This is a genomic window from Reyranella sp. (genome assembly GCF_965227665.1).
In the GTDB taxonomy this organism is placed as follows: Bacteria; Pseudomonadota; Alphaproteobacteria; order Reyranellales; family Reyranellaceae; genus Reyranella.
In genome coordinates this window covers 1,198,638-1,222,766 of record NZ_OZ245767.1, presented here as the reverse complement: position 1 = coordinate 1,222,766, position 24,129 = coordinate 1,198,638, and the positions used below count along the sequence as shown (strand labels likewise).

General features: G+C 65.7%; 20 protein-coding genes. 5 read left to right on the top strand and 15 right to left on the bottom strand.

Annotated elements, in window-relative coordinates:
- Nucleotide 1: 1 nt before the first annotated feature.
- From ACO07I_RS05905 to ACO07I_RS05880, 6 genes are read right to left on the bottom strand one after another with little or no spacing between them, the layout of a single operon-like run.
- Nucleotides 2-1,861, bottom strand: coding sequence for an acetyl/propionyl/methylcrotonyl-CoA carboxylase subunit alpha (locus ACO07I_RS05905; protein WP_422015263.1), 1,860 nt, complete (start codon nt 1,859-1,861; stop codon nt 2-4).
- Nucleotides 1,861-2,679, bottom strand: coding sequence for an enoyl-CoA hydratase/isomerase family protein (locus tag ACO07I_RS05900; RefSeq protein WP_422015261.1), 819 nt, complete (start codon nt 2,677-2,679; stop codon nt 1,861-1,863). Before ACO07I_RS05900 ends, ACO07I_RS05905 begins: the two co-directional genes overlap by 1 nt.
- A 52-nt stretch (nt 2,680-2,731) precedes the next feature.
- A complete protein-coding gene (locus tag ACO07I_RS05895) occupies nt 2,732-3,892 on the bottom strand; it encodes an acyl-CoA dehydrogenase family protein (RefSeq protein WP_422015259.1) in 1,161 nt (386 codons plus the stop codon).
- Nucleotides 3,893-3,901: 9 nt separating this feature from the next.
- Complete coding sequence (locus ACO07I_RS05890) at nt 3,902-5,062, bottom strand: acyl-CoA dehydrogenase family protein (RefSeq protein WP_422015257.1); 1,161 nt, start codon at nt 5,060-5,062, stop codon at nt 3,902-3,904.
- Between the two features lie 3 nt (nt 5,063-5,065).
- A complete protein-coding gene (locus ACO07I_RS05885; RefSeq protein WP_422015255.1) occupies nt 5,066-6,682 on the bottom strand; it encodes an acyl-CoA carboxylase subunit beta in 1,617 nt (538 codons plus the stop codon).
- Between the two features lie 7 nt (nt 6,683-6,689).
- Nucleotides 6,690-7,553, bottom strand: coding sequence for an SDR family oxidoreductase (locus ACO07I_RS05880; RefSeq protein WP_422015253.1), 864 nt, complete (start codon nt 7,551-7,553; stop codon nt 6,690-6,692).
- Nucleotides 7,554-7,651: 98 nt separating this feature from the next.
- On the opposite strand from ACO07I_RS05880, the gene ACO07I_RS05875 reads away from it, so the two are divergent.
- Nucleotides 7,652-7,948: an SCP2 sterol-binding domain-containing protein gene (locus ACO07I_RS05875; protein WP_422015251.1), complete on the top strand. Its 297-nt coding sequence runs from the start codon at nt 7,652-7,654 to the stop codon at nt 7,946-7,948.
- Between the two features lie 115 nt (nt 7,949-8,063).
- On the opposite strand, the gene ACO07I_RS05870 is transcribed toward ACO07I_RS05875, so the two are convergent.
- Nucleotides 8,064-8,597, bottom strand: a complete 534-nt coding sequence (locus tag ACO07I_RS05870; RefSeq protein WP_422015249.1) for a CGNR zinc finger domain-containing protein — start codon at nt 8,595-8,597, stop codon at nt 8,064-8,066.
- A gap of 94 nt (nt 8,598-8,691) precedes the next feature.
- Here ACO07I_RS05870 and ACO07I_RS05865 point away from each other — a divergent pair, with 94 nt between their 5' ends.
- Nucleotides 8,692-9,063 (top strand): VOC family protein, encoded by a 372-nt coding sequence (locus ACO07I_RS05865; RefSeq protein ID WP_422015247.1) that lies wholly within the window; start codon nt 8,692-8,694, stop codon nt 9,061-9,063.
- Nucleotides 9,064-9,094: 31 nt separating this feature from the next.
- A complete protein-coding gene (locus tag ACO07I_RS05860; RefSeq protein ID WP_422015245.1) occupies nt 9,095-9,490 on the top strand; it encodes a GFA family protein in 396 nt (131 codons plus the stop codon).
- 10 nt (nt 9,491-9,500) lie between these two features.
- Here the strand turns inward: ACO07I_RS05860 and ACO07I_RS05855 are convergent, their stop codons facing one another.
- The 7 genes from ACO07I_RS05855 to ACO07I_RS05825 all read right to left on the bottom strand — a co-directional run bounded on the left by ACO07I_RS05855 (nt 9,501) and on the right by ACO07I_RS05825 (nt 17,309).
- Nucleotides 9,501-10,280 carry an ABC transporter ATP-binding protein gene (locus tag ACO07I_RS05855; RefSeq protein ID WP_422015243.1) on the bottom strand — a complete coding sequence of 260 codons (780 nt, stop codon included), beginning with the start codon at nt 10,278-10,280 and terminating at the stop codon, nt 9,501-9,503.
- On the bottom strand, nt 10,273-11,130 hold the full coding sequence (locus tag ACO07I_RS05850) for an ABC transporter permease (RefSeq protein ID WP_422015241.1): 858 nt from the start codon (nt 11,128-11,130) through the stop codon (nt 10,273-10,275). Before ACO07I_RS05850 ends, ACO07I_RS05855 begins: the two co-directional genes overlap by 8 nt.
- Nucleotides 11,131-11,156: 26 nt before the next feature.
- Complete coding sequence (locus tag ACO07I_RS05845; RefSeq protein WP_422015239.1) at nt 11,157-12,116, bottom strand: ABC transporter substrate-binding protein; 960 nt, start codon at nt 12,114-12,116, stop codon at nt 11,157-11,159.
- A gap of 105 nt (nt 12,117-12,221) precedes the next feature.
- Entirely contained in the window at nt 12,222-13,820 is a 1,599-nt protein-coding gene (locus ACO07I_RS05840) for a gamma-glutamyltransferase family protein (RefSeq protein WP_422015237.1), read from the bottom strand.
- Nucleotides 13,821-13,833: 13 nt separating this feature from the next.
- Nucleotides 13,834-14,421 carry a hypothetical protein gene (locus ACO07I_RS05835; protein WP_422015235.1) on the bottom strand — a complete coding sequence of 196 codons (588 nt, stop codon included), beginning with the start codon at nt 14,419-14,421 and terminating at the stop codon, nt 13,834-13,836.
- Between the two features lie 364 nt (nt 14,422-14,785).
- The gene (locus ACO07I_RS05830; RefSeq protein ID WP_422015233.1) at nt 14,786-16,510 is read right to left on the bottom strand and encodes a long-chain-fatty-acid--CoA ligase; all 1,725 of its coding nucleotides are present in this window, start codon (nt 16,508-16,510) and stop codon (nt 14,786-14,788) included.
- Nucleotides 16,511-16,559: 49 nt separating this feature from the next.
- Nucleotides 16,560-17,309, bottom strand: coding sequence for a GNAT family N-acetyltransferase (locus tag ACO07I_RS05825; RefSeq protein ID WP_422015231.1), 750 nt, complete (start codon nt 17,307-17,309; stop codon nt 16,560-16,562).
- A 195-nt stretch (nt 17,310-17,504) separates the two neighbouring features.
- Between ACO07I_RS05825 and ACO07I_RS05820 the strand changes: the two genes are divergently transcribed.
- Both ACO07I_RS05820 and ACO07I_RS05815 read left to right on the top strand, forming a co-directional pair.
- Nucleotides 17,505-18,170, top strand: a complete 666-nt coding sequence (locus ACO07I_RS05820; RefSeq protein ID WP_422015229.1) for a DUF2272 domain-containing protein — start codon at nt 17,505-17,507, stop codon at nt 18,168-18,170.
- An 84-nt stretch (nt 18,171-18,254) separates the two neighbouring features.
- Nucleotides 18,255-22,505 carry a hypothetical protein gene (locus ACO07I_RS05815; RefSeq protein WP_422015227.1) on the top strand — a complete coding sequence of 1,417 codons (4,251 nt, stop codon included), beginning with the start codon at nt 18,255-18,257 and terminating at the stop codon, nt 22,503-22,505.
- A 15-nt stretch (nt 22,506-22,520) separates the two neighbouring features.
- On the opposite strand, the gene ACO07I_RS05810 is transcribed toward ACO07I_RS05815, so the two are convergent.
- Complete coding sequence (locus ACO07I_RS05810) at nt 22,521-24,125, bottom strand: GMC family oxidoreductase (RefSeq protein ID WP_422015225.1); 1,605 nt, start codon at nt 24,123-24,125, stop codon at nt 22,521-22,523.
- Nucleotides 24,126-24,129 lie beyond the last annotated feature (4 nt).

Sequence of the window (24,129 nt, the reverse complement as noted above, 5' to 3'; positions counted from 1 at the left end):
GCTAAGCGGCGTCCGGCTCCATCGTGACCAGCACGGTCCGGTTGGAGACCTGCTGGCCCTCGTGGACGGGGATAGCCTCGATCTTCGCATCGAGCGCCGCCTTGAGCTGATGCTGGATTTTCATGGCTTCCAGGACGATCAGCGTCTGGCCACGACTCACCTTTTCGCCGGCCGCCACCTTGATCGACACGATGCGCCCGTCCATCGGCGCGCGCAGCTTGCCGTCGCTGCCGGCTGCCGCCGTCTCGGGCGGAGCGTAGGTCTTGTCGGTGAACCGGACGGTGAGCGCGTCGAGGTCGAGCACGATGTCGTTGCCGTCGATGTGGAAGGGGCCGTCGACCGGTTCGGGCTCTCGGACCCGCATCAGGCGCTCGGTGCCGCCTGCGGTCAGCCGGATCGGCGTCGGCTCTGGATTGGAGTTGCGCCAGCCGCGCAGCGACGGCGGATACTTCTGCGCCGAGGCCTGCCACAGCAGGTTTGCCGCGGCGGTCCAGTGCGCATCGCTGATCTCGGGTGCGGGGAACTGATGTTTCACCAGAAACGACGTCGTGGCCTCGCCGGCCGCGAAGTCCGGATGCTCCAGCAGGCGGATCAGGAAATGCCGGTTGGTCGTCGGTCCGAGCACGACGGTCTCGGTGAGCGCCCGGATGAGACGCGGCCGCGCTTCCTCGCGCGTGGCGCCGTGGGCGATCACCTTGGCGATCATCGGATCGTAGTAGGGCGAGATCGCCACCCCTTCCTTCATGCCATGGTCGATGCGGACGCCGGGGCCGGTCGCCGGACGCCAGACGTCGATGCGTCCGGTCTGTGGCAGGAAGCCGGCATAGGCGTCCTCGGCGTACAGGCGCACCTCGATGGCGTGGCCGGTGAACGTCACCTGCTCCTGGCGCAGCGGCAGGTGCTCGCCGCGTGCGACGCGGAGCTGCCATTCGACCAGGTCGAGGCCGGTGATGGCCTCGGTCACCGGATGCTCGACCTGCAGTCGGGTGTTCATCTCCAGGAAGTAGAAGGCACCGTCGGCGCCCAGCAGGAACTCCACCGTGCCGGCGCCGCGATAGCCAATCGCCCGCGCGGCGGCCACGGCGGCGGCACCCATGCGGTCGCGCAGCGTGGCATCGACGGCGGGCGAGGGCGCTTCCTCGATCACCTTCTGATGGCGGCGCTGCACCGAGCAGTCACGCTCGCCCAGGTGGATGACGTTGCCGTGGGCATCGGCGAAGACCTGGATCTCGACATGCCGCGCATCGACGACGGCCTTCTCGAGGATCAGCTCGCCTGAGCCGAAAGCGCTCTCCGCTTCGGTGCGCGCGGTCCGGATCGCTTCCACCAGATCGCCCGCGTGTTCGACGAGGCGCATGCCGCGCCCCCCGCCGCCGGCCGCGGCCTTGACCATGACCGGCAGGCCGACCTTGCGCGCTTCGGCTTCGAGATTGGCGTCGCTCTGGTCGGCGCCCTGGTAGCCCGGCACGCAGGGCACGCCGGCGTCAATCATGCGCCGCTTGGCGGCCGCCTTGTTGCCCATTGCGGCGATGGCGGCCGGCGGCGGACCAATGAAGGTGAGCCCGGCCTTCTCGCAGGCCGCCGCGAAGGATTCGTTCTCGGACAGGAAACCGTAGCCGGGATGGACCGCGTCGGCGCCGCTCCTGTGCGCGGCCTCCAGGATGCGATCGATGCTGAGATAGCTTTCGCCCACGGGAGACGGGCCGATCCGCACCGCCTCGTCGGCGAAGGCGACGTGCGGCGCGTCCCTGTCGGCATCGGAATAGACCGCGACCGTGCGATAGCCCATCGCCTTGGCGGTCCGCATCACCCGCCACGCGATCTCGCCGCGATTGGCGACCAGGATTTTGCCGAAGGTCATCACTCGACGGCCCAGCGCGGCGGCCGCTTCTCGGCGAAGGCGCGCAGGCCCTCGGAAGCCTCGGGGCCGCGGCGCGCCTCGGCGAACTTGTCGGCGGCGAAGTCGAGCACCGCCGACAGCGGCTCGGTTCCGACCTTCATCACCACCTGCTTGGTGAGCGCGTTGGCGATGGGCGCGCACTTGTCGATCTGCTTCAGCACTTCCTCGAGCTTGGCGTCTAGGGCGGCCGAGTCGGCCACCAGATAGTGGGCGATGCCGAGCCGCAGCGCCTCGGCGCCCTTGAAGCGCGCGGCAGTGAGCGCGAGGTGCCGCGTCTGTGGCACGCCGATGCGCTGGGCGACGAAGGGTGCGATCTGGGCCGGCACGATGCCGATGGCGGTCTCACTCATGGCAAAGCCCGCGCCCTCGGTGCAGATCGCCACGTCGGAGACACACAGGATGCCGAAGCCGCCGGCGATGGCGTAGCCCTCGACCGCCGCCACGACCACCTGCGGTGTGCCGTTCAGCATCTCGAGGAAGGCGCCGAACTGGCGGTTCCAGACGGCGATCGGATCCTTCTCGCCGGGCTTCGGCTTGTCGGTGAAGCTCTGCTCCATGTTTTTCAGGTCGGCGCCGGCGCAGAAAGTGCCGCCCGCACCGCGCAGGATCACGACCTTGATGTCGCGACGGTCGCGCAGGATGCCGAACACCGACTTCAGCTCCTCGATCAGCGTCGGGTTCAGCGCGTTCTTCACCTCGGGCCGGTTGAGCGTCACGTAGAGACGCGAGCGCTCACGGCGAAGGAGGAGGGCTTCGTACCTGTCGGCGAATTCAGTCATCATTGCTCCACTCAAGCTTTCCTCCCTTGCGCCGCGAGGGGAGGCAAATGAACTATCGGTTCTCCAGCCGCGGCAGGGTGCCCATGTGCTTGGAGATGATCTGCAGCATCACCTCGTCGGCGCCGCCGCCGATCGAGGCGAGGCGCGAATCGCGGAAGGCGCGCGCGGTGGGGGACTCCCAGAGATAGCCGGCGCCGCCCCAGTATTGCAGGCAGCCATCGGTCACCAGGCGCACCATGCGGCCGGCCTTCAGCTTGGCCATCGAGGCCAGCATCGTGACGTCCGTCCCGTCGAGATACTCCTCGCAGGCCCGGTAGCAGAGCGAGCGCACCAGCTCGATCTCGGTGCGCAGCTCGGCCAGCTTGAAATGGATCACCTGGTTGTCGAGCAGGGGGCGGCCGAACACCTTGCGCTCGCGGGTGTATTCGATGGTCTGGTCGATCAGCCGCTCCATGCCCACGACGGCACTGATGGCGCCCCACAGCCGCTCCTCCTGGAATTGCTGCATCTGGTAGATGAAGCCCATGCCCTCCTGGCCGATCAGGTTCCGCACCGGCACCTTCACTTCGTCGAGGAAGATCTGCGCGGTGTCGGAGGAGCGCATGCCGAGCTTGTCGAGCTGCTTCACGATCTGCACGCCCTTGGTCTTCATCGGCAGGCAGATCAGCGACTTGTTCTTGTGCATCGGGCCTTCGCCCGTGCTGGCCAGCAGGCACATCCAGTCGGCCTGCGTGCCGTTGGTGGTCCACATCTTGCCGCCGTTGATCACCCAGTCGCCGCCCACCCTGCGCGCCGTCGTCTTGATCGAGGCGACGTCGGAGCCGGCGCCGACCTCGGAGACGCCAAGGCAGGCGACATAGTCACCGGCAATCGAGGGGCTGAGAAACTCCCGGCGCAGCTCGTCGCTGCCGTGGCGGGCCAGCGCCGGCGTCGCCATGTCGGTCTGCACGCCGATCGCCATCGGCACCGAACCGCAATGGATGTGGCCCAGTTCCTCGGCCATCACCATGGCGTAGGAATAGTCTAGCCCCATGCCGCCGAACTCGGCAGCCTTGTTGATGCCGAGCAGGCCGGCGTTGCCCAGCTTCTTGAAGACCTCGTGGGCGGGGAAGATGCCGTCCTCTTCCCACTGGTCGACATGCGGATTGATGTCCCGGTCGATGATCGCCCGCAGGGTGCGGCGGATCTCGTCATGTTCCTGGGTGAATTGCATGGCGGGCTCCTAGCGATTTCCCAGCCGCGGGAGCGTGCCCATCAGCTTGGAGATGATCTGCAGCATGACCTCGTCGGCGCCGCCGCCGATCGAGCCGAGGCGGCCGTCGCGGTAGCCGCGGGCCACGGGATTGTCCCAGAGATAGCCGGCGCCGCCCCAGTATTGCAGGCAGGCGTCGGAGACCTCGCGGCGCAGGCGGCCGGCCTTCAGCTTGCCCATCGAGGCCAGCATGGTGACGTCCTTGCCGGCGAGATAGTCCTCGCAGGCGCGGTAGACGATGGAACGCAGCGCCTCGACCTCGCTCTTGAGCTCGGCCAGGCGGAAGTGGATCACCTGGTTGTCGAGCAGCGGCCTGCCGAACACCTTGCGTTCGCGCGTGTAGTCGATGGTGGCGTTGATCACCCGCTCGCATGTGTTGAGCGAGCCCGCGCCGGCCCACAGCCGCTCCTCCTGGAACTGCTGCATCTGATAGGTGAAGCCCATGCCGGGTTGGCCGATCGTGTAGCGCACCGGCACCTTCACCTCGTCGAAGAAGGTCTGGACCGTGTCCGAGGCGCGCATGCCGAGCTTGTCGAGCTTCCTGGCGATCTCGATGCCCTTGGTCTTCATTGGCACGACGATCAGCGACTTGTTCTTGTGCGCAGGGCCATCGTCGGTGCTGGCCAGCAGGCACATCCAGTCGGCCTGGGCGCCGTTGGTCGTCCACATCTTGCCGCCGTTGATCACCCAGTCGCCGCCGACGCGGCGCGCGGTCGTCTTGATCGAGGCGACGTCGGAGCCGGCGCCGGTCTCCGAGACGCCGAGGCAGGCCACGTAGTCGCCGGTGATCGACGGCGTGAGGAATTCCCTGCGCAGCTCGTCGCTGCCGTAGCGGGCGAGGGCGGGCGTCGCCATCGAGATCTGTACGCCGGTCGCCATCGGGATCGAGCCGCCATTCACCCAGCCCAGCGATTCGGCGCAGACCATGGCGTAGGAGAAGTCGAGGCCGGAGCCGCCAAATTCGACCGGCTTGTCGACGCCCAGCAGCCCGGCATCGCCCATCTTCTTGAAGAGTTCATGGGCGGGGAACTGGCCCTCTTTTTCCCACTGGTCGACATGGGGATTGATCTCGCGATCGATCAGCGTCTTCCAGGTCTGGCGCAGCGCCTCATGCTCGGGGGTGAACTTCATTGCTTACATCCTCGCCACGCCGAAGGAGATGGGATTGAGCGGTCGCACAATCGACTCGCGCGCGATCGACAGGGTGAAGGCCAGGACCCGCCGCGTGTCGCGCGGGTCGATGATGCCGTCGTCCCAGAGATGCGCCGTGCCATAGAGCGCCGTCGACTCGCGCTCGAACTGATCGACGATGCCCTTGAACATCCTGTCGATCTGTTCGTGCGGCGGCTCCTTGCCCTCGCGCAGGAACTTCTGCTCGGTCACGGTCTTCATGACGCCGGCCGCCTGTTCGCCGCCCATCACGGCCGTGCGGCTGTTGGGCCAGGCGAAGATGAAGCGCGGGTCGAAGGCGCGGCCGCACATGCCGTAGTTGCCGGCGCCGAAGCTGCCGCCGATCACGATGGTGATCTGCGGCACCGTCGCGTTGGCCACGGCCTGGATCATCTTGGAGCCGTGCTTGACGATACCGCCACGCTCGCTCTCGGTGCCGACCATGTAGCCGGTCGTGTTCTGCAGATAGACGATCGGCGTGCCCTGCTGGCAGCAGAGCTGGATGAACTGGGCGGCCTTGACCGCGCCCTTGGCGGTGATCGGCCCGTTGTTGCCGATCAGCGCCACCGGCTCGCCCTCGATGGTGGCCCAGCCGCAGATCGTCTGCTGGTCGAACAGGGCCTTGAACTCGAGGAAGTCCGAGCCGTCGACCAGGCGCGCGATGACCTCGCGCACGTCGTAGGGATCCTTGTGCGACGGCGGAACGACGCCGCACAGCTCCTCGACGTCATAGAGGGGCTCCTTGAACGTTCGCTCCGCGCGCGGCGGCAGCCGGTCGTTCCAGTGCCACTTCGCGATCACGTCGCGCGCCATGCGGATGCCGTCGGCGTCGTTCTCGGCCATCCATTCGGCGACGCCGGAGACGGTGGCGTGCATCTCCGCGCCGCCCAGATCCTCGTCGGTCGCGATCTCGCCGGTGGCGGCCTTCAGCAGCGGCGGGCCGGCCAGGAACACCTTGGCCTGGTTGCGCACCATGATGACGTAGTCGCTGAGGCCCGGCAGATAGGCGCCGCCTGCCGTGGACGAGCCGTGCACGACCGTGACCTGCGGGATGCCGCGGGCCGACATGCGCGCCTGGTTGGCGAAGCCGCGACCGCCGGGCACGAAGATCTCGGCCTGGTAGAGCAGGTTGGCGCCGCCCGACTCGACCAGGTTCACGACAGGGAGCTTGTTCTCCATGACGATCTGCTGCACCCGCTGGCCCTTGCGCTGGCCGGAGGGCGCCACGGTGCCGCCCTTGATCGCGCTGTTCGAGGCCGTCACGACGCAGCGCACGCCCTCGACATAGCCGATGCCCGCGACCGAGCCGCCGCCGGCGCTCGAGCCGTCCTTGTCGTCGTGCATGCGGTAGCCGGCCAGCGGCATCAGTTCGAGGAAGGGCGTGCCCCGGTCCAGCAGCAGCGCGATGCGCTCGCGCGGCATGAGCTGGCGGCGCTTGGCGAAGCGTTCGCGCGATTTCTCGGAGGCCGCCTGGACGCTGGCTTCGGCCTCGCGGAACTCGGCGATCGCGCCGAGCATGCGCTCGCGGTTCTGCTTGAACTCGTCGCTGTTGCGATCGACCTGGCTTTCGAGGATGGGCATGTCGTCCTCAGCCGCCCAGGACCTTGGGCGTCTTGGCCAGATGGAAGCCGTCGAACGGCTTCGATCTGTCCGTGGGCGGTAGCTCGACCGAGCGGTTGGCGAGCGGCACGCCACCGTCGATGCGGATCTCCGTGCCCGTGATGTAGGCGGAGGCGTCGCTCAGCAGGAAGCAGACGGCGGCGGAGACTTCGCTTTCGGTGCCGAGGCGGCCCAGCGGGCAGTAGCCCTTGAGCTTCGGAATCTGTTCCTTGAAGTCGCCGGTATAGGTGTCCATGCCCGAGGAGGCGATCCAGCCCGGTGCCACGGAGTTCACGCGCACGCCGGCCGCTGCCCATTCGAAGGCAAGCGTCATGGTGAGGTTCGCCATGCCGGCGCGGGCGGCGCCGGTGTGAACCATGTTGGGGAAGCCGTTGCGGTAGTCCGCCGTCATGTTCACGATCGAGCCGCCGTGATGCTGCATCGACTGGGTGAAGACCTCGCGGCTCACGATGAAGCCGCCCGTCAGGTTGTTGCGCACCACGACGTCGAAGCCCTTGGCGCTGAGCGACGCCGCGGGGGAGGGGAACTGGCCGCCGGCATTGTTGAACAGGCCGTGGATGCGGCCGTTCTTCGCGACGATCGCGGCGACCGCTTCCTTGACCTGGGTTTCCTCGCGGATGTCGAAGATATGCGTCTCGCAGCTGCCGCCGGCGGCCTCGATCTCGGCCCTCACAGTGTCGAGCTTTTCCTGCTTGCGGCCGGTGATGACGACATGGGCGCCGAGTGCGGCGATCTCGTGCGCGGCGCACCGTCCGATGCCGCTGCCGCCGCCGGTCACGACGACCGTCCGGCCCTCAAACAACCCCGGTTTGAAGACCGAGCGATAGGTCATGTTTCCTCCGATTGAACGACCGTTTACCGGCCTGTAGTTGACGTTTACGTAAAGGTCAAGTAATCCCCCAGACCATTGCCGACCGGAGGAACTCGTTCATGACCTTGCAGGAAATCACCGCGAAAATGAAGGAAGGCGCTTCGAAGAAGTCGGCCTTCGGAAGCAGCGTCAAGTTCGCCACGGATCAGGGCGTCGTCCATATCGACGGCAACCAGAACCCGCCCGCCGTCACCAACGAGGACACGGCCGCCGACTGCACCATCAAGATGGACTTCAGCGACTTCGCCGACCTGATCGAGGGCAAGCTCGACGGCATGAGCGCATTCATGACCGGCAAGCTCAAGATCGAAGGCGACATGGGCGTCGCCATGAAGCTTCAGTCGATCCTGCGTTAAGCGCTTCGCGCTTAACGCCGGTGGGCGACAGCGCTTTCAGGCGGCTTGGTTACAAGCCGCGAAGCGCGAAAGCCCACACGGTAATAATAAGGGCCCCTCCGTCGGGGCCCTTTTTCTATGCCTGCTTGGCCTTGTGGTAGTGCCGCCTGGCCTTGGCGCGGTTGCCGCAGGACGACATGGTGCACCAGCGCCGCTTGCCGGCCCGGCTTTCGTCGAGAAACAGGTAGAGGCATTCCGGGTTGGCGCAACGCCGGACCTTGTCCAGCTTGCCGCTCGCCAGCAGGTCACCCGCCGACCACAGGACGGGCGCGAGGAGGGCCAGCGCCGTGCCCGATCGCATGTCGACTTCCCAGTCGAACGTCTCCTTGCCGCGCTTCAGGACCGTGCGCGCCGGCGCGCCCGCCAGCGCCGCATTCAGACCCTCGAAATCGCGGGCCGCGGGCGCCTTGCCCTGGGCCACGGCGTCGAACAGGCGATGGATCGTCTCGCGCAGCTCGAGCGCGCGCTCGAACTCCTTGGGGGCGGGAGGCTTCGGCGCCTTGGCCCAGGCTGCCAGATCCGCTGGCGTTTTCAGCGTCTCCGTCGGGGAGTCCTGGCCGCGCCAGTAACGCGTGTTGGCGAAGTCGAGGCAGAGATCAGGGCGATTCATTGATGGGACTTACTAACCGGTTGTCCGGTTGACAAGGAACGCACGTCCGAATAACCATATAACCAGTTATATAGTTATAAAAGAGGGACTTGCCATGTTCGACCATGTGTCCATCGGCGTCGCCGACATCGCCCGCACCCGGAAGTTCTATGACGCTTCGCTGGGGCCGCTCGGCTACACGCGGCTGAGCGACGGCGAGACCTCGCTGGGCTACGGTGAGAAGGAAGTCGGCCTGTGGATCGGCAAGGCGGCGAAGCCTGTGAAGGCCGACATGGAATCCGGCCTGCATTTCTGCTTCGTTGCGAAGGATCGGAAGTCGGTCGACGCGTTCCATGCCGCGGCGCTCAAGAGCGGCGGCAGCGACAACGGCAAGCCCGGCCTTCGTCCGGACTACGGCCAGACCTACTATGCGGCCTTCGTGATTGACCCTGATGGCTATCGGATCGAGGCCTATTGCGGGAAGTGAGGTTGACCTCGCGGTCGCGTGGGAGGTGGCGATGCTGAAAGGCGGCTGTTTCTGCGGTGCTGTGCGCTACGAGGCCGAGGGCGAGGCCTGGCACGAGACGGTTTGTCATTGTTCGATCTGCCGCCGGACCAGCGGCGCGCCGATCGTGGCGTGGTTCACCGTCAGGGCCGGCGCTTTCCGAATCGTGGCGGGCGAGCCGGCGTGCTTTCGGTCCTCCGCGGCCGCGACGCGAACCTTCTGCGGCGCGTGCGGCACGGCGCTCACCTTCCGGTCCGACGACCATGGTGACGAGATCGACGTCACGACCTGCTCGCTCGACGATCCCGATCGGGCACCGCCGAAATCCCACACATGGCGGGCGTCAGGCCTGTCGTGGGTGAAGAGCGCGGATGGTCTCCCGGCCTACCCGCGGAAGCGGCCGGACTAGCCGTGCGAGGTCAGGCCGCCTTCTTGCCGTGATGGCTGTGCAGCTTGGCGCTCAGCACGCGGCGGATGGCATTGAACTCCGGGCTGGCGACGTCGCGCGGGCGCGGCAGGTCCAGCGCATTGTCGCTCTCGATGCGGCCGGGGCCCGGCGTCATGACGACCACGCGGTTGGCCAGCAGGATCGCTTCCTCGACCGCATGGGTCACGAACACGACGGTGAGCTTGGTGCGCTCCCAGATGTCCAGAAGCTCGTCCTGCAGGCGCTCGCGCGTCATGGCGTCGAGGGCGCCAAACGGCTCGTCCATCAGCACCAGCTCGGCGTCGTTGGCCAGCACGCGGGCGATCGCCACGCGCTGCTTCATGCCGCCCGAGAGCTGGTGCGGATAGGCGTTGGCGAACTTGGCGAGTCCTACCAGGTCGATGAACTTGTCGACGATCTGCTTCACCTCGGCGGCGCCCAGGCCGCGCGCGGCCGGGCCGAAGCCGATATTGGCGCGCACGCTCAGCCACGGAAACAGCGCATAGTCCTGGAAGACCATGCCGCGGGACGGATCGGGGCCGGCGATCGGTCGGCCCCACATCAGCGCCTCACCCGACGAAGGCTGGTCGAAGCCGGCCATGATGCGGAGCAGGGTGGACTTGCCGCAGCCCGAGGCGCCGATCAGGCAGATGAACTCGCCCTTGTTGATCGAGAGGTTGGCGCCCGAGAGCGCATGGATCGTCTGGTCCTGAAGCTGGAAGACCTTGGACACGCCCTTGATCTCGACGATCGGAGTCGCAGACTCAGCCATGGTGATTGGGGCTCCAGCGCAGGAGATAGTTGCCGAGTGCCACGACGACGCGGTCGGAGAGGTAGCCCGCAAGGCCGATCACGATCATGCCGCAGATCACCAGCTCGGTGCGCGACAGGGTGCGGCCGTCCATGATCACGGCGCCCAGCCCCTGCGGCACGCCGGTCATCTCGCCGACGACGATGACGAACCAGGCAAGGCCGAGGCCGAGCCGCAGGCCGGTGAAGATCGACGGCGTCGCCGCCGGCAGCACAACCTTGTAGAACTGGGCATTGCCGCGGCAGCCCAGCATCGAGGCCGCCTCGAACAGCTTGGGGTCGACCGAGCGCACGCCGAAGATCGTGTTGAGCAGGATCGGATAGAAGGCGCCGAGGCAGACCAGGGCGAAGGCCGATTTGGCGCCGAGGCCGAACAGGATCATCGACAGCGGCAGCCAGGCGGTGACCGGGATCGGCCGCATCACCTGCAGGAACGGGTCGAGCAGCATGCGCGCCGTCGGTACGCGCCCAACGAGGATGCCGATCGGCAGGGCGAAGAGCGCGGCCAGGGCGAAGCCGCCATAGACGCGGCTCATCGAAGCCAGCAAATGGGTGGTCAGCGTCGCGGAGTAGGCATCGTCGTAGATGCCGCCCACCGCGAAATCGATCATGTACTCGCCGACCGCGTAGGGCGTCGGGATCAGCCGGGTCCATTGCTGGGTGGTCGCCACCTGCCAGAAGGCAAGCAACAACAGCGGCACGATCAGCGCCAGCACCGTCGGCTTGAAGCGCGCCCATGTCGAGCGCGCCGCTCTGCGCGGCACGACGGCGGCCGGTTCCGCCGGAACCGGTCCTGTTTCGACGATCGCCATGGTGCGCTCCGTCGCCTGTCTTTCGCCTAGCTGGCGATCTCGTTCGAGAACTTCGGATTGAGGAAGACGTCGAACTTCGGCAGGGCGCGGATCTGCTTCAGCTCCAGCATGTGCTGGGCATAGGTCTTGGCCTGGCCCTGCACCTTGTCGTCGAGCTTCCACACATATTCGACATTGTCGGCGCCCAGCGCCTGCTCGACCGCGGCGCGGTTGGCGCCGAGCTTCTGCACCGTCATCTCGACCACGGCCGGCTTGTTGGCCGACATGAACTCGACCGCCTGACGGTGGATCTTCAGCATGGTGCGGATCATGTCCGGGTTCTTGGTGACGGTCTCCTCGTTGGTGCCGATGATCATGTTGAGGCCGCCCATGGCCGTGCCATAGGGGTACTCGACGAGCTGACCGACGCCGGACGTGATCGACAGGGCCGGACCCGGTTCGGCGCCGACATAGGCATCGATGTCACCACGCGCGAGCATGGCCGGCATCTCGCCGAACGGCACGCGAACCGAAGTGATGTCCTTCGGCGTGAGACCCTCCATGCGCATGCGCTCGAAGATAAAGACCTCCTGCGTCGAGCCCGGCCAGATGCCGACCTTCTTGCCCTTGAGATCCTTGATCGTCTTGATGTCGGAGCCGGCCTTGGAGATCACGCCCATGCCCCGGTTCGACATCGCGCCCACGACGACCACAGGCTCGCCGGCAGCGGCGCCCAGGATGCCGGCGGCGATGCCGAACGTGCCGAGGTCGACCGACTTGGTGACGACGGCATTCTTGCAGTCGGTCGGGCTGTCGAAGGTGATGATCTCGATCTTCAGGCCGGGAGGTGCGAACTGCGCGTAGAAGTGCGGCGGCATCGAATGAACGAGGCGAAGGGCGCCCATCTTGACCGTCTGCCCGCCTTGCGCGCGAAGAATGGACGGCGCGGCCAGGGTTCCCACGGCAGCAAGGCTGGCCCCGGCCAGCAGACGACGACGATTGATCATTAAAATGCCTCCCAAGCAGTTCCCTTGGGAAGCAACAAGCGTGCCAGGTGTCATGTTCCTCTCCCCCGCGACGCGGGGAAGAGGACATAGGAGGGCAGTCGGTCCTTAGAACCCGACAGCAGCGCCGTCGCGGCGGCTCTCGGAGGCACCGAGATAGGGGCCACCGTCGGGGAAGCGCCAGATGATCTGGCTCGATCCGAAGGCGAAGCTCGGCCAGCCGGTGCGGGTGATCTTGTGGCCGCGCTCCTCGAGGCCGGTCGCCGTCGCCGCGGGGAAGTGATCCTCGGTCCAGACCGTGCCGTCGGTCTCGTGCACGCGCCAGCGGCCCGCATCGATGGCGGCCTGCGGGTTCTGGCCATAGTCGACAATGCGCGAGAAGACCTGCATGTGGCCCTGCGGCTGCATGGCGCCGCCCATCAGGCCGAAGGTCGCGACCGGCTTCCCGTCCTTGGTGATGAAGGCCGGGATGATCGTATGGAACGGCCGCTTCTTCGGCCCGACCTCGTTGGGATGCCCCTTCTTGGTGACGAAGCCGGTGGCGCGGTTCTGGAGCGCGATCCCGGTGCCGGGGACCACGACGCCCGAGCCGAATCCGGTGTAGTTCGACTGGATCAGCGACACCATCATGCCGGACTCGTCGGCGGTGCCGAGATAGATCGTGCCGCTCTCCTTGGGCGTGCCGGGACCGAAATCCTGCGCCTTCTTCGGATCGATCAGCTTGGCGCGGCTCTTCAGATAGCCCTTGTCGAGCATCTGCGCCGGCGTCACTTCCATGAAGCGCGGGTCTGCCACGTAGCGATAGATGTCGGCGAAGGCGAGCTTCATCGCCTCGATGCGCAGATGCGCGACCTCGGGACCGTCCGGGTCGCGGCCGGCCAGCTCGAAGTTCTCGAGGATGCCAAGCGCCATGCAGGCGGCGATGCCCTGGCCCGACGGCGGGATCTCGTGCAGCGTCGTGCCGCGATAGGTGAGGCCTATCGGATCGACCCAGTCGGGCTTGTGCTCGGCGAGGTCCTCCTTGCGCAGCGCGCCGCCGGTTTCGCGGGCGTACTTGTCCATCATCTCGGCGAGTTCACCGCGATAGAAGGCCTCGCCCTTGCTCTCGGCGATCTTGGTCAGGGTCCTGGCCTGGTCGGGGAACTTCCAGAGTTCGCCCGGCTGCGGCGCGCGGCCGTTCGGCAGGAACGCCTTCACCCAGCTCTCCTGGCCCTTCAGCCGGTCGATGGCGCTCTCCCACTGGCGTGCCACCATGTAGGAGACGCGGAAACCGTCATGGGCGTACTTGATGCCGGGCTCGAACAGGTCGGCGAAGGGCAGCTTGCCGTAGCGCTTGTGCAGTTCCATCCAGAGCGACACCGCGCCCGGCGTGGTGACGCTGCCCCAGCCGACATGGGGCATGTTGGCCTGGCCGGCATATTGATCGGGCGTCATCAGCGCCGGCGAATGGCCGGAGGCGTTGAGGCCGACCAGCTTCGTGCCGTCCCAGAGGATGCAGAAGGCGTCGGCGCCGATGCCGTTCATGGTCGGCTCGACGACCGTGATGGCGACGGCGGCGGCGATCGCGGCGTCGACCGCGTTGCCGCCCTTGGCCAGCATGCGCAGGCCGGCGGTGGCCGCGAGATGCTGCGAGGAGGCCACCATGTTCGAGGCGAAGACCGGCAGTTTCTTGGACGCGTAGGGAAACTCATACGAAAAAGACGGCACCTCGAAATCCTTTCTACTTCTTCGAGGCCTGGAGGGCCTCGATGCGCGCCACGAAGCGTGGCGTCTGCAGGAACTGGCGATGATCCGTGGCGGTCTTGCCGAACAGACGGGAGAGATCCAACACGCCGGAGCCTGCAATCTCGCCCATCCGGCCGGAAAGGGTCACCCTTTCGCCTAGCCGCAGGGTTTTTAGCGCCGCGACGGCCGGTTCGGAAAGACCCGGCGGCGGCGTGGCACGCGATCGTGTGGAGAAAAAGTCGGTGACCGTGCCGGCAAAGGCCAGCGCCCAGTCGTTGAACGCGTAGAGCGAAACCTGCCGGCCGATGTCGATCGTGACCGTTGCGGTCTGGGCGTTTCCTTCGATTTTGGTCAGCGTACCGCACCAGTCGCTGAAGGCTCCGACCTTGTCGGCCAGCGCGATGCTCTGGCGGGCGGCTTCCTCGACCCGAAGCGGGTTGTTGGAGGCGAGGGCGGGTTTGGCGAGTTCCTGGAGTCCGTCGAGGAACGCCTTCTGCGCCGGGTTGCGCTCATGGCAGGGCCGGTCGAAGCATCCGGTCAGCAGGAGGCTCGTGCTGCCAAGAACGAGGATACGCCGCTTCATCTTCCTCCCCCGTCATACGGGGGAGGTGCCCCCGGAGGGGGCGGAGGGGGAAAGCAACGAACGAGGTGCATGATCACATTCTGCCACGAAGACCCGGCCTGTGGCTCTCCCCTCAGGCCAAAGGCGCTGTAAACAGCGTCGGGGCAACCTCACCGAATTGACGGTGGGCAATCGCCTATGGCCTGGAGAGGCCGGAGTAGTTGGCGTTTGCAAGAAAGTGAAAGGTCCCTCACTCCGTTCGGGATGACAATTTTGTTGGGCTTTGCGCAGTGCGCCGATCAAACCAACAGTGTCATCCCGAACGCAGTGAGGGACCCTCACCTCGTATGCGATAGCCCTCCGATGCGGGGAGGTATGATTACGCTTAAGCAGCCTTCGACTGCGCCTTGGCCCGCTCTTCTTCCTTGAGTTCCTTCTTGGAGAGCTTGCCGACCGGGGTCTTGGGCAGCTCCGGGCGGATCTCGAGGGCGACCGGCATCTCGTGCTTGCCGATCTTGCCGTCGAGATGCTTCTTCAGCTCATCGAAGGTGAGCGAGGCGCCCGGCTTCAGCTTCACGAACACCTTGGGCGCTTCTTGGCGGTAGGGATCTGGGATTCCGATCACGATCACCTCGTCGACCGCCGGATGCTCGTAGACGGCCTCCTCGATCATGCGCGGATAGACGTTGTAGCCCGACGAGATGATGAGGTCCTTCGAGCGATCGACCAGGTAGAGCCAGCCGTCGGCGTCCATGTAGCCCATATCGCCGGTGCGCAGGCCCATCCAGTTGCTCGACGGATGTCGGAACAGGGCCTTCTCCGTCTCCTCCGGCTTCTTCCAGTAGCCCTTCATCACCTGCGGGCCGATGATGCAGACCTCGCCGACATGTTCCTTGCCGGGCGGCAGCACCTTGTCGCCGTCCTCCATGTCACGGATCTCGATGATGGTGCCCGGCATCGGCACGCCGCACGAACCGACCCGGCGCACGCTCTTGTCGACCGGGCAGATCGCGCCGGTGGGCGACGTTTCCGTGAGGCCGTAGCCCTCGATCAGGGTGGCGCCGGTCAGCTTCTCGAAGCTCTGTTGGACCTCGACCGGCAGGGGCGCGCCGCCCGACATGCAGATCTTCAGCGAGCTGAGGTCGAGACCCTGCGCTTTGGGATGCTTGTTGATCGCGGTGTAGAGCGTCGGCACGCCGGGCAGGAAGGTCGGCTTCTTCTTCGCCAGATCGCTCACGATCATGTCGATGTCCGGCCGCGGGTAGAGGATGAGCTGGTTGCCGTTGCGCACCGCGCCCAGCATGATTCCCGAGAGCGCATAGATGTGGAACAGCGGCAGCACGCACACGACCTTCTCGGTGCCGGCAGTCGTGTAGGGCGTTGTCCAGGCCTGGCCCTGGCTCATCGCCGCCATGACGCAGCCATGGGTCAGCATCGCCGCCTTCGGCAGGCCGGTCGTGCCGCCGGTGTATTGCAGAATCGCGACCTCGTCCCACAGGTTCTCGCTGGCGGGCTTGTGGGGCGTGTACTTGCCGTCGTTCGCCAACAGATCCTTGAACGACATGTGCCAGTCGTCGCGCGGCCAGGCCGACAGGTCCTTCTTCTTGGCGATCGGGTAGAGCCAGTTCTTGGGCCACGGCAGATAGTCGGCGATCGATCCCACGATCAATTTCTTGAGCCGCGTCTTGCCGCGCATCGCCGCCATCTTCGGGTAGAGCGCGGTCACGTCCAGCGTCACCAGGATGTCGGTTTCCGAATCGCCGATCTTGAACTCAAGCTCGCGCGCGGCATCGAGCGGCGAGTAGTTCACAACCCGGCCGCCGGCCTTCAGGATGCCGAAGAAGGCGATGAGGTAGTGCGGCGTATTGGGCAGATAGAGGCCGACATTGACGCCGGGCTTGACGCCGAGCTTCTGGAAGCCGGCGGCGGCCCGGTCGGAGGCCTGCTTGTAGTCACGGAACGTCATCACCTTGTCGAGGAAGTCGGTGAAGGGCCGGTCGCCATATTTGGCGCAGCTTTCCTCGAAGCTCTGATGGATCGTCATCTTCGGGACGTCGAGCTCCCACTTCACGCCCGGCGGATAGCTTTTTTCCCACACATAGTTCGACATTTATGGAGTTCCTCCCTGCATCGACTATGCGAGGCGGGGAGCAGAAGGGTCAAGAAGTGGGCGGGATCAGATACTCGTACTCGTAGACCGTGCGGAAACCCTGCGCCGCGTAGAGCGGCATCGCCGCGGCATTCGTCGCGACCACCTGCAGGTAGGCGAAGCGCGCGCCCCGTTCCCAGGCCCAGGCGTAGAGGCTCTCGGTGACGCGCCGCGCCAGACCCTGTCGCCGCGCCTCGGGCATCACCAGCACGTCGAACAGGCCCATGTGATCGCCGTCGACGGCGCCGATCGCCATGGCCATGGGCCGGCCCTCGTGTTGGACGAAGGCGAAGCCGGCGGGCTGGGCGATGGCATGCAACATCTTCTGCATGGTCTCGCGATGCTCGGGCTTCACGGGGCTGTGCGCCGCGAACGCCTCGATCCAGGCGGCGGACGGGCTCGAAGCGATTTCGACGGCGGGATCGGGCCTGAACCCGTCATGCAGCGGGCAGCGCTGCAGCAGGCTGCGCTCGATCGGCGTGTAGCCGCGGGCCTTGAGAAGATCCGACATCCCAGCGGGCGCCAACGGCGTGAGGCGCCAGATGGGAGGCCTTCCCCGCTCGCGGACGGGCGCCTCCACGGCTTCGATATCAGGTGAAGCTGTCGGATCTAATGCATTGATCGAGTTAGCTCTTTTCGTATAGCCACCGGAGAAGCGTAGGTGCCATCCCTGGACGTCCTGGGACTCCAGGGCCGGCCAGCCGCGGAAGGCGAGCCGCTCTAGGCGGCGGACTTCATCCAAATTCTTAAGAGATGACATGGCGCGCGGTCTCTGCTAGTCTAAAATATAATAATAACATCAAGTTATTTAAAAAACTGTAAGTGACGCATGAAGTCTGACCCCCTCGATGTCGGCTCTCGCGTTTGCTGGCAGCCCGCCGGTTGTTTCCTTTGTTTCCCGGCCAGGCAGCGGCTGCCAGCAATCCTTTCGCTCATTCTGCTCCTGGGGCTTGCGTTGGCCGGATGCGGAGGCGGCGGAACCGGTGCCGACGACAGCCCGCCCAGCGACAAGGTCGCCTATACCGCCTGGAAGGAGTGGACCCGATTCGGCCGCGCCACGGTCGTCTATGGGGGACAGGCCAATGGCTATACCAACCGCTACGGTATGACCGAGCGCAGTGAGCCCCTGTCGAGCAGGGTCGGGGAATATTGGGGGGCCTGCGGCCGTCCGCAGTGGAACGGCGCTTCCGACAAGCCCTGGTCGGGCGCCTTCGTCACCTGGGTAATGGTCCAGTCGGGCTATAGCGCCGCGCAGTTCCCGCGCGAGGGGCGCCACGGCAGCTATCTGGCGGCGCTCTACGACCGCCAGCGGGCCTCGCGCAGTGCGCCCTTCGTGTTGCATGCCCCGAACGAATATTCGCCGAAGCCGGGCGACCTCGTCTGCTCGGGCTCGGCCGGTCCGACCTGGCGCTATGCCGATCCGCGCACGGCCCACCGCCGGATCGACAACACCGCCGCGCATTGCGACATCGTCACCGAGGTGAGGGGCGGCTATGTCCACGCGATCGGCGGCAACGTGAAGGACAGTGTCGCGATGAGCCTCTTCCCGGTCGATTCGCGGGGCCGCCTGATGAACGTATCGGGTCGGCCGTGGCTGCTCGTGGTAGAAAAGCGCGGCTAAAATGAAACTCAGGCGCATCACGAATTGAGTTTTCATTCGCGCTGAATGAGTATCCCGACACTTTCATCGGTTCGGGAGCGCACAGTGTCGACCAATCTTACGATCGCTCTCAGCCAGCAGCTTCAGACGACGCTGTCGAGCACATCGAACGGTCAGGTCGGCATCTGGGCCGTCTACTTCACGGACACGGGCGTGCCCGTCGCCACCTCGCTCCAGGCGGGAAGCACGCCCACGCCGTCAACGCAGATTACGCTGCCGAATCCGTACGACGGCGGCAAGGTCTACCTGCTCATCCAGAGCTATGACACCGGCAATCCCAATTCTCCGGCCGAACTCACGTTCGGGGCGAACGGCGTCATCCAGCAGGAATCGGACATCAGCTGGAGCAATTCCGAAACCTATCAGTTTCGCTTCGACAGTTTCGAGCTCTCGCTGCTGGGTGCCGCGGCGGACGCCGGCAATCTGACCGACGTCAACGTCTTCGGTATCCCGATGTCGGTCGATATCGCGTATCCCAACGGCGCGGTCACGCAGACCCGCGGCTATCAGGTCAACGGAAGCACGGTCTTCAGCGACATCGAAACCGCCTTCACAGCCGGCGGGGGACTGGTTCACGACTTCCTGTACGGACCGCTGGCCGGCCAACCGCGCCTAGCGGCCGCGCCGACGACGGCGTTGGCGCCCGGCGGACCGGGTGGCGTCTCCGCCTCGGACTGGAACGCCTACATCGAATCGATCGGCAACGAGATGGCTTCGAGGGTCACGATCGCCGGCCAGTACAATGGCGCGGGCACCGTCGACTATGTCGTCGGGCAACCGCCGAGCGCCTCGTACACGGAATGGCACAATGCCGGTTTCTATTCCTATACGCTGAGCTACGATAAGCATCCGGCAACCGTCTACGATGCCTCGACGACGCTGGGCGCCAATCCCTTCTCGGTGCAGCTGAACAGCAGCGCTATCACGGTCACGGATCCCAACGCCGGTCAGTACGTCGCCGGCCAGACCTATGTGACGTTCGAGAACGTCGCAGCGTTCGCGGGCTTCTCTGCGGCCGAACTGAATTCGACCTATCTTGTCAGCAACGTCATCGACGCCAACACCTACCAATTCGTCATCCAGGCCACGCAGGCGAACGAGACGACCACGGGAGGCGGCAGCGGCGTCGTCAGCTCGGTGCCGCTGGGCGACAATCCATTCTCCGCCAATGCCGGCGACAAGTACTTCACGGTAACGGATCCCACCGCCTCGAAATACGCCGCCGAGGGAGTCGAAGTCACCTTTACAGGCGCAGAAGCCTTCGCGGGCTTTACCGCCGACTACCTCAACGGCACGAAGTTCACCATCACCAAGGTCCTGAGCGCCACGCAGTACGAGGTTGGCACCTCGACGGCCGCCCATCAGGGCACGGGCGGCGGAGATACGGTCGCACCGACCTACGTTCGTCCCTATGCCGGCACCTATGTCTTCACGCCGGAGGCCAACAGCCAGGTCAAGGGCACCATCAAGATCGACACGCAGGATCTCGCGAACAGCATCTACTCGACCCTCGGGGGCGCGCAGATCTACAGCCCCGACGGAACGCCCTATGAGTTCTCGACGCTCGTCAACAATGTCGGCGCCGCGACGACCGACCTGAACACCGGCTTCAACACGCAATGGGGCGCCTTCTTCGTCAAGCTGCTGACCGGGTATATCGGCGGCTACATGGGCGGCACGGGCAATCTGCCGAACCAATGGGCCGGGGGACCGGCGAATGTCGACCTCAGCCAGAACTGGAATTTCGATCCCAGCTACGCCTTCGGCGCCAGCACGATGACGCCCTGGACCTGGGACGTCTCGAAGTACGGGGCGGGCGTTTCCTACGACAAGTATGCCGAGATTTTCTTCTCTCACACGAACTCGTACGGGAACGGCTACTCCGACGCCCTGATGAGCCTTTTCCAGCAGGGCGGTCCGCTGATCCCGACCGGCTATACGGTCCCGCTCGGCGCCAACCCGTTCACGACGACGGTGGGTTCGAACATCGTCACCGTCAGCGACCCCAATGCGGGAACCTATGGGTATCAGGTGGGCGACCTGGTGACGTTCGCCGGGGCGGGCACGGTCGGCGGCATCAACATGTCGGCGCCGCCCAGCCTCAATATTCCGGGCGATCCGGGCAAGGCCGCCTTCGTCATTCAGAGCGTGACAGGCAACAGCTACACGGTGCAGGCGGCAACCAGCGCAACGTCCTCGGTCACGGGCGGCGGATCGGGCGTGGTTGCGGGGCTGGATGCCCCCAGCATCACCCTGACCCTCTACGACGACAACGAGACCGCGCCCGCGGGCAGCACGTTGCCGGACCATCAGCTCTACACGCCCACCGAAATCTACAACACGAGCCCCGGACCGTTCGTGAAGGCGTTGGGCTCGACCGACACCGTCGATATCCAGTTCTCGCTCGGGCTTGGACAGATGCGACCCGCGACCGACCTGAAGGTCAGCCTGGGCTTCTTCACCGGAGGCACCGCCGGCGACTACAAGTTCGAATACGCGGTGTTCGATACGGCCAAGGAGACCCTCTTCCAGCAGTGGACCTACGACGCTGCGACCAAGACGCTGAAGGCCGCGGGTGCCGCCGCGCCGACGGGCACCGGCCTCACGATCAACGATCTGCCCTACGCGACCGGCATCAACTGGTATCAGCTCGTCTTCTCCGAAAAGACCGAGCACAATCCCATCAGCCGCACCTACAACATCTACATGAACGGGTTGGCGGGATCGGGAATCCTCAATCCCAATTACGTCGCCACGGGCGTCAACCAGGCGGGCAGCATCGCCATCGACGGCCTGGCCTCGTACGTGGGAAGCGACGTCGCGGACCGGTATCTCACCGGCACCGGCGGTCTTGCGTTCAACATGTTCAACGGCAACACCCTGTCGATGGATCCGCGGCTGCTCGAGCTGATCACCGACCTGTCCATCATCCAGGCCAATCCCGCTGTCTGGCAGGCGCCGCTGGCGCCGGTTCTGGGCACGCTCTCGAATTCCGCCTTCACCAACTGGGGAGGCTCCACCACGCTGGGCACGCCAAACGCCCAGCTCTCCGACGTGACCGACGGTTCGCTCGCGTTCGGCTGGTACGCGTCGGACCAGGCGTGGCTGAACCACAATGCGGAGAACGGCCAGGGCGGCGTGATCGCGAACTTCACCAACAAGATCGGGGCGCTGAACACCGCCCAGATCTCGTTCCTGTCGGGCGCCGGTCTCAGCTCGCATGTGCCGATCACGGCCGTGGCGGATATCGACGGCAAGTGGACGACAGCCGCTTCCTCGTTCGGCAGCGGCACCTACACTGCCGTTCTGACCGAATTCCTGGGCCACGGCACGGCGCATCAGATTGGCAACCACAGCAGCCAACTGACCTTCACCGTGGAACTGGACAGCCTCGATTTCCAGAGCGCCAGCAGCTACATCGCCCTCGATGGGGGTAGCGGCGGGGCGGCCGGAAACTGGATCACGCTGCAGACGGCGAATTCCAGCCTGCCGAACGGTACGCTGCTGGTCTATGCGACCGACGCCAACGGCGATCTGGTCGGTCGCGACGGGCAGGTGGGCGCGTCACTGGAGGAATCGGTGCTGGCGCGCATCGGCTCGGTCGCCTTCGACAACGGGACGGTCATGGGGCTGGGCACACAGTCCGTCTACCTGCCGGTCGGCCTGCAGCTCCACTTCGCGATCCAGACCGGAGCGAATTCGATCGAGCAGCTACCCGGCATCGTCGTCACGGGCAGCGGCTCGCTCGCGGTCAATGTCAGCGGCAGCTACGGGACGCTCAATCTGTCGGCGGCAGTGGACAATACGCTTTCGGCCGCGGCGCAGCTCGCGCAAAGCCAGCAGCAGGACGACCAGGCCTGGGTCTATCTCACCCAGGGCTCGACCGTTCAGGTCAGCGTGGCGGGCAGCGCATTTAATCTCAACACGATCCATTTCGTGAAGATCGACGTCAATTCGACGACCGGGGAGTGGAGCGTCGGCGGTGTTCCCTACAGCAATACCGACGCCTTCCGGACGGCGGTACAGCAGAACTGGGATCCGAACTTCGCGGTGTCCGGCGGCCGGGGCAATTTCACCGCATCGGACGACTGGACCGTCTCCAAGGGCACGGGGTACTACGCGCCGGTCCTTTACACCGAGAGCGGCAACACGCTCGTCCTCGGCACGGCCAACGCGGACGGGCAGGAGCATATCCGGACCTACGGTCAGAACATGTTCGGCTTCGAGGACCTGCTCGCCAGCCAGGGCAGCGATTTCGACTACAACGATCTGGTCATGAAGATCGCGATCGCCTGAGCCGGCGGCGCCGGCTCAGTTCGTCATTCCCGCCGCGTGCATGATCGCGGCGGTGCGCTCGGCGAGCATGATCGTCGGTGCATTGGTGTTGCCGCCGATCAGCGTCGGCATGACCGAGGCATCGACGACGCGCAGGCCTTCGACGCCATGCACCAGCAGTTTGTCGTTGACCACCGCCATGGGATCGCTGGCCGGGCCCATCTTGCAGGTGCCGACGGGGTGATAGATCGTCTCGCACTTGGCGCGGATCCACTGCTCGATCTCGGCGTCGGTCTTGACCGCCGCCCCCGGCCCGAGCTCGGCGGCGCGATAGGGGTCGAGGCCCGACTGGGCGAGGATGTCGCGGCCCATCTTCACGCCGGCGATCAGCGTATCGAGGTCCCGGCGCTCGCTGAGATAGTTCGGATCGATCAGCGGATGTTCCTTGGGATCCTTGCTGCGGAGCCGGATCGTGCCCTTGCTCTCGGGACGCAGGGTGCAGACGTGCAGGCTGTAGCCGTCGCGGTTCAGGCGCGTGCGGCCATGATCCATGACCAGCACCGGGAGGAAATGGAGCTGGATGTCGGGTGCCGCGAGGCCGGGCCGAGTGCTCAGGAAGCCGCCGGATTCGGCGATCGGCGAGGTGCCGGGCCCCTTCTTGTTCACGACGTACTGATAGAGCGAGGCCAGCTTGTTGGCGCGGTCGTAGGTATCGCGCGTCTTGCAGAACTGCAGCAGCGCGGCATCGAGATGGTCCTGAAGGTTGGCGCCGACGCCCGGCAGGTCGTGGATCGGCCGGATGCCGATCGACTTCAGGTGGTCGGCCGGGCCGATGCCCGACAGCATCATGAGCTGCGGCGAGTTGATGGCGCCGCCGCACAGGATGACCTCTCGGGTGACGCGGGCGACCTCGTCGCGGCCGTTCAGCGTGTAGCGCACGCCCATGGCGCGGTTCTCGTCGAAGATGATGCGCTCGGTGAGCGCGCCGGTGACGACCTCGAGATGGGCGCCGCTGTTGGCCACCGCCGGACGGAGATAGGCGCTCGCCGCACTCCAGCGCTGCTTGTTCTTCTGCGTCACCTGGTACAGGCCGACGCCTTCCTGTTCGGCGCCGTTGAAGTCCTTGTTGCGCTTGTGGCCAGCCTGCTCGGCCGCCTTGAGGAAGGCCTCGTTCAATCGGCTGGGATCGACCTGGTCGGCGACGTTCAGCGGACCGCCGGTGCCATGGAAGGCGTCGGCGCCGCGCTCGTTGTTCTCGGCCTTCTTGAAATAGGGGAGGACATCCTCATAGGACCAGCCCTCGTTGCCAAGCTGGCGCCAGTGATCGTAGTCGGAGGCATGGCCGCGGACGTAGAGCATCGCGTTGATCGACGACGATCCGCCCAGCGTCTTGCCGCGCGGCCAGTACATGCGGCGATCGTTGCAGTGCTTCTGCGGCGTGGTCTCGTAGTGCCAGTTGTAGGGGTTCTTCTCGCCCAGCGAAGCGAAACCGGCGGGCATCTTCAGCATGAACGACTTGTCGGGACCCCCGGCCTCGAGGACCAGGATGCGGAGCTTGGGCCGTTCCCAGGCGAGTCGCGCGGCGAGAGCGCAACCGGCCGAGCCGGCGCCAACGATGATGTAGTCGTAGAGCGAAGACATTGTC

What these genes read in the sequence shown, in the direction of transcription:
- ACO07I_RS05885 (WP_422015255.1), bottom strand. Translation starts at nt 6,682, where the DNA reads ATGCCCATCCTCGAAAGCCAGGTCGATCGCAACAGCGACGAGTTCAAG.
- ACO07I_RS05860 (WP_422015245.1), top strand. Translation starts at nt 9,095, where the DNA reads ATGCTGAAAGGCGGCTGTTTCTGCGGTGCTGTGCGCTACGAGGCCGAG.
- ACO07I_RS05855 (WP_422015243.1), bottom strand. Translation starts at nt 10,280, where the DNA reads ATGGCTGAGTCTGCGACTCCGATCGTCGAGATCAAGGGCGTGTCCAAG.
- ACO07I_RS05890 (WP_422015257.1), bottom strand. Translation starts at nt 5,062, where the DNA reads ATGAAGTTCACCCCCGAGCATGAGGCGCTGCGCCAGACCTGGAAGACG.
- ACO07I_RS05870 (WP_422015249.1), bottom strand. Translation starts at nt 8,597, where the DNA reads ATGAATCGCCCTGATCTCTGCCTCGACTTCGCCAACACGCGTTACTGG.
- ACO07I_RS05880 (WP_422015253.1), bottom strand. Translation starts at nt 7,553, where the DNA reads ATGACCTATCGCTCGGTCTTCAAACCGGGGTTGTTTGAGGGCCGGACG.
- ACO07I_RS05810 (WP_422015225.1), bottom strand. Translation starts at nt 24,125, where the DNA reads ATGTCTTCGCTCTACGACTACATCATCGTTGGCGCCGGCTCGGCCGGT.
- ACO07I_RS05895 (WP_422015259.1), bottom strand. Translation starts at nt 3,892, where the DNA reads ATGCAATTCACCCAGGAACATGACGAGATCCGCCGCACCCTGCGGGCG.
- ACO07I_RS05900 (WP_422015261.1), bottom strand. Translation starts at nt 2,679, where the DNA reads ATGACTGAATTCGCCGACAGGTACGAAGCCCTCCTCCTTCGCCGTGAG.
- ACO07I_RS05845 (WP_422015239.1), bottom strand. Translation starts at nt 12,116, where the DNA reads ATGATCAATCGTCGTCGTCTGCTGGCCGGGGCCAGCCTTGCTGCCGTG.
- ACO07I_RS05830 (WP_422015233.1), bottom strand. Translation starts at nt 16,510, where the DNA reads ATGTCGAACTATGTGTGGGAAAAAAGCTATCCGCCGGGCGTGAAGTGG.
- ACO07I_RS05875 (WP_422015251.1), top strand. Translation starts at nt 7,652, where the DNA reads ATGACCTTGCAGGAAATCACCGCGAAAATGAAGGAAGGCGCTTCGAAG.
- ACO07I_RS05905 (WP_422015263.1), bottom strand. Translation starts at nt 1,861, where the DNA reads ATGACCTTCGGCAAAATCCTGGTCGCCAATCGCGGCGAGATCGCGTGG.
- ACO07I_RS05865 (WP_422015247.1), top strand. Translation starts at nt 8,692, where the DNA reads ATGTTCGACCATGTGTCCATCGGCGTCGCCGACATCGCCCGCACCCGG.
- ACO07I_RS05825 (WP_422015231.1), bottom strand. Translation starts at nt 17,309, where the DNA reads ATGTCATCTCTTAAGAATTTGGATGAAGTCCGCCGCCTAGAGCGGCTC.
- ACO07I_RS05850 (WP_422015241.1), bottom strand. Translation starts at nt 11,130, where the DNA reads ATGGCGATCGTCGAAACAGGACCGGTTCCGGCGGAACCGGCCGCCGTC.
- ACO07I_RS05835 (WP_422015235.1), bottom strand. Translation starts at nt 14,421, where the DNA reads ATGAAGCGGCGTATCCTCGTTCTTGGCAGCACGAGCCTCCTGCTGACC.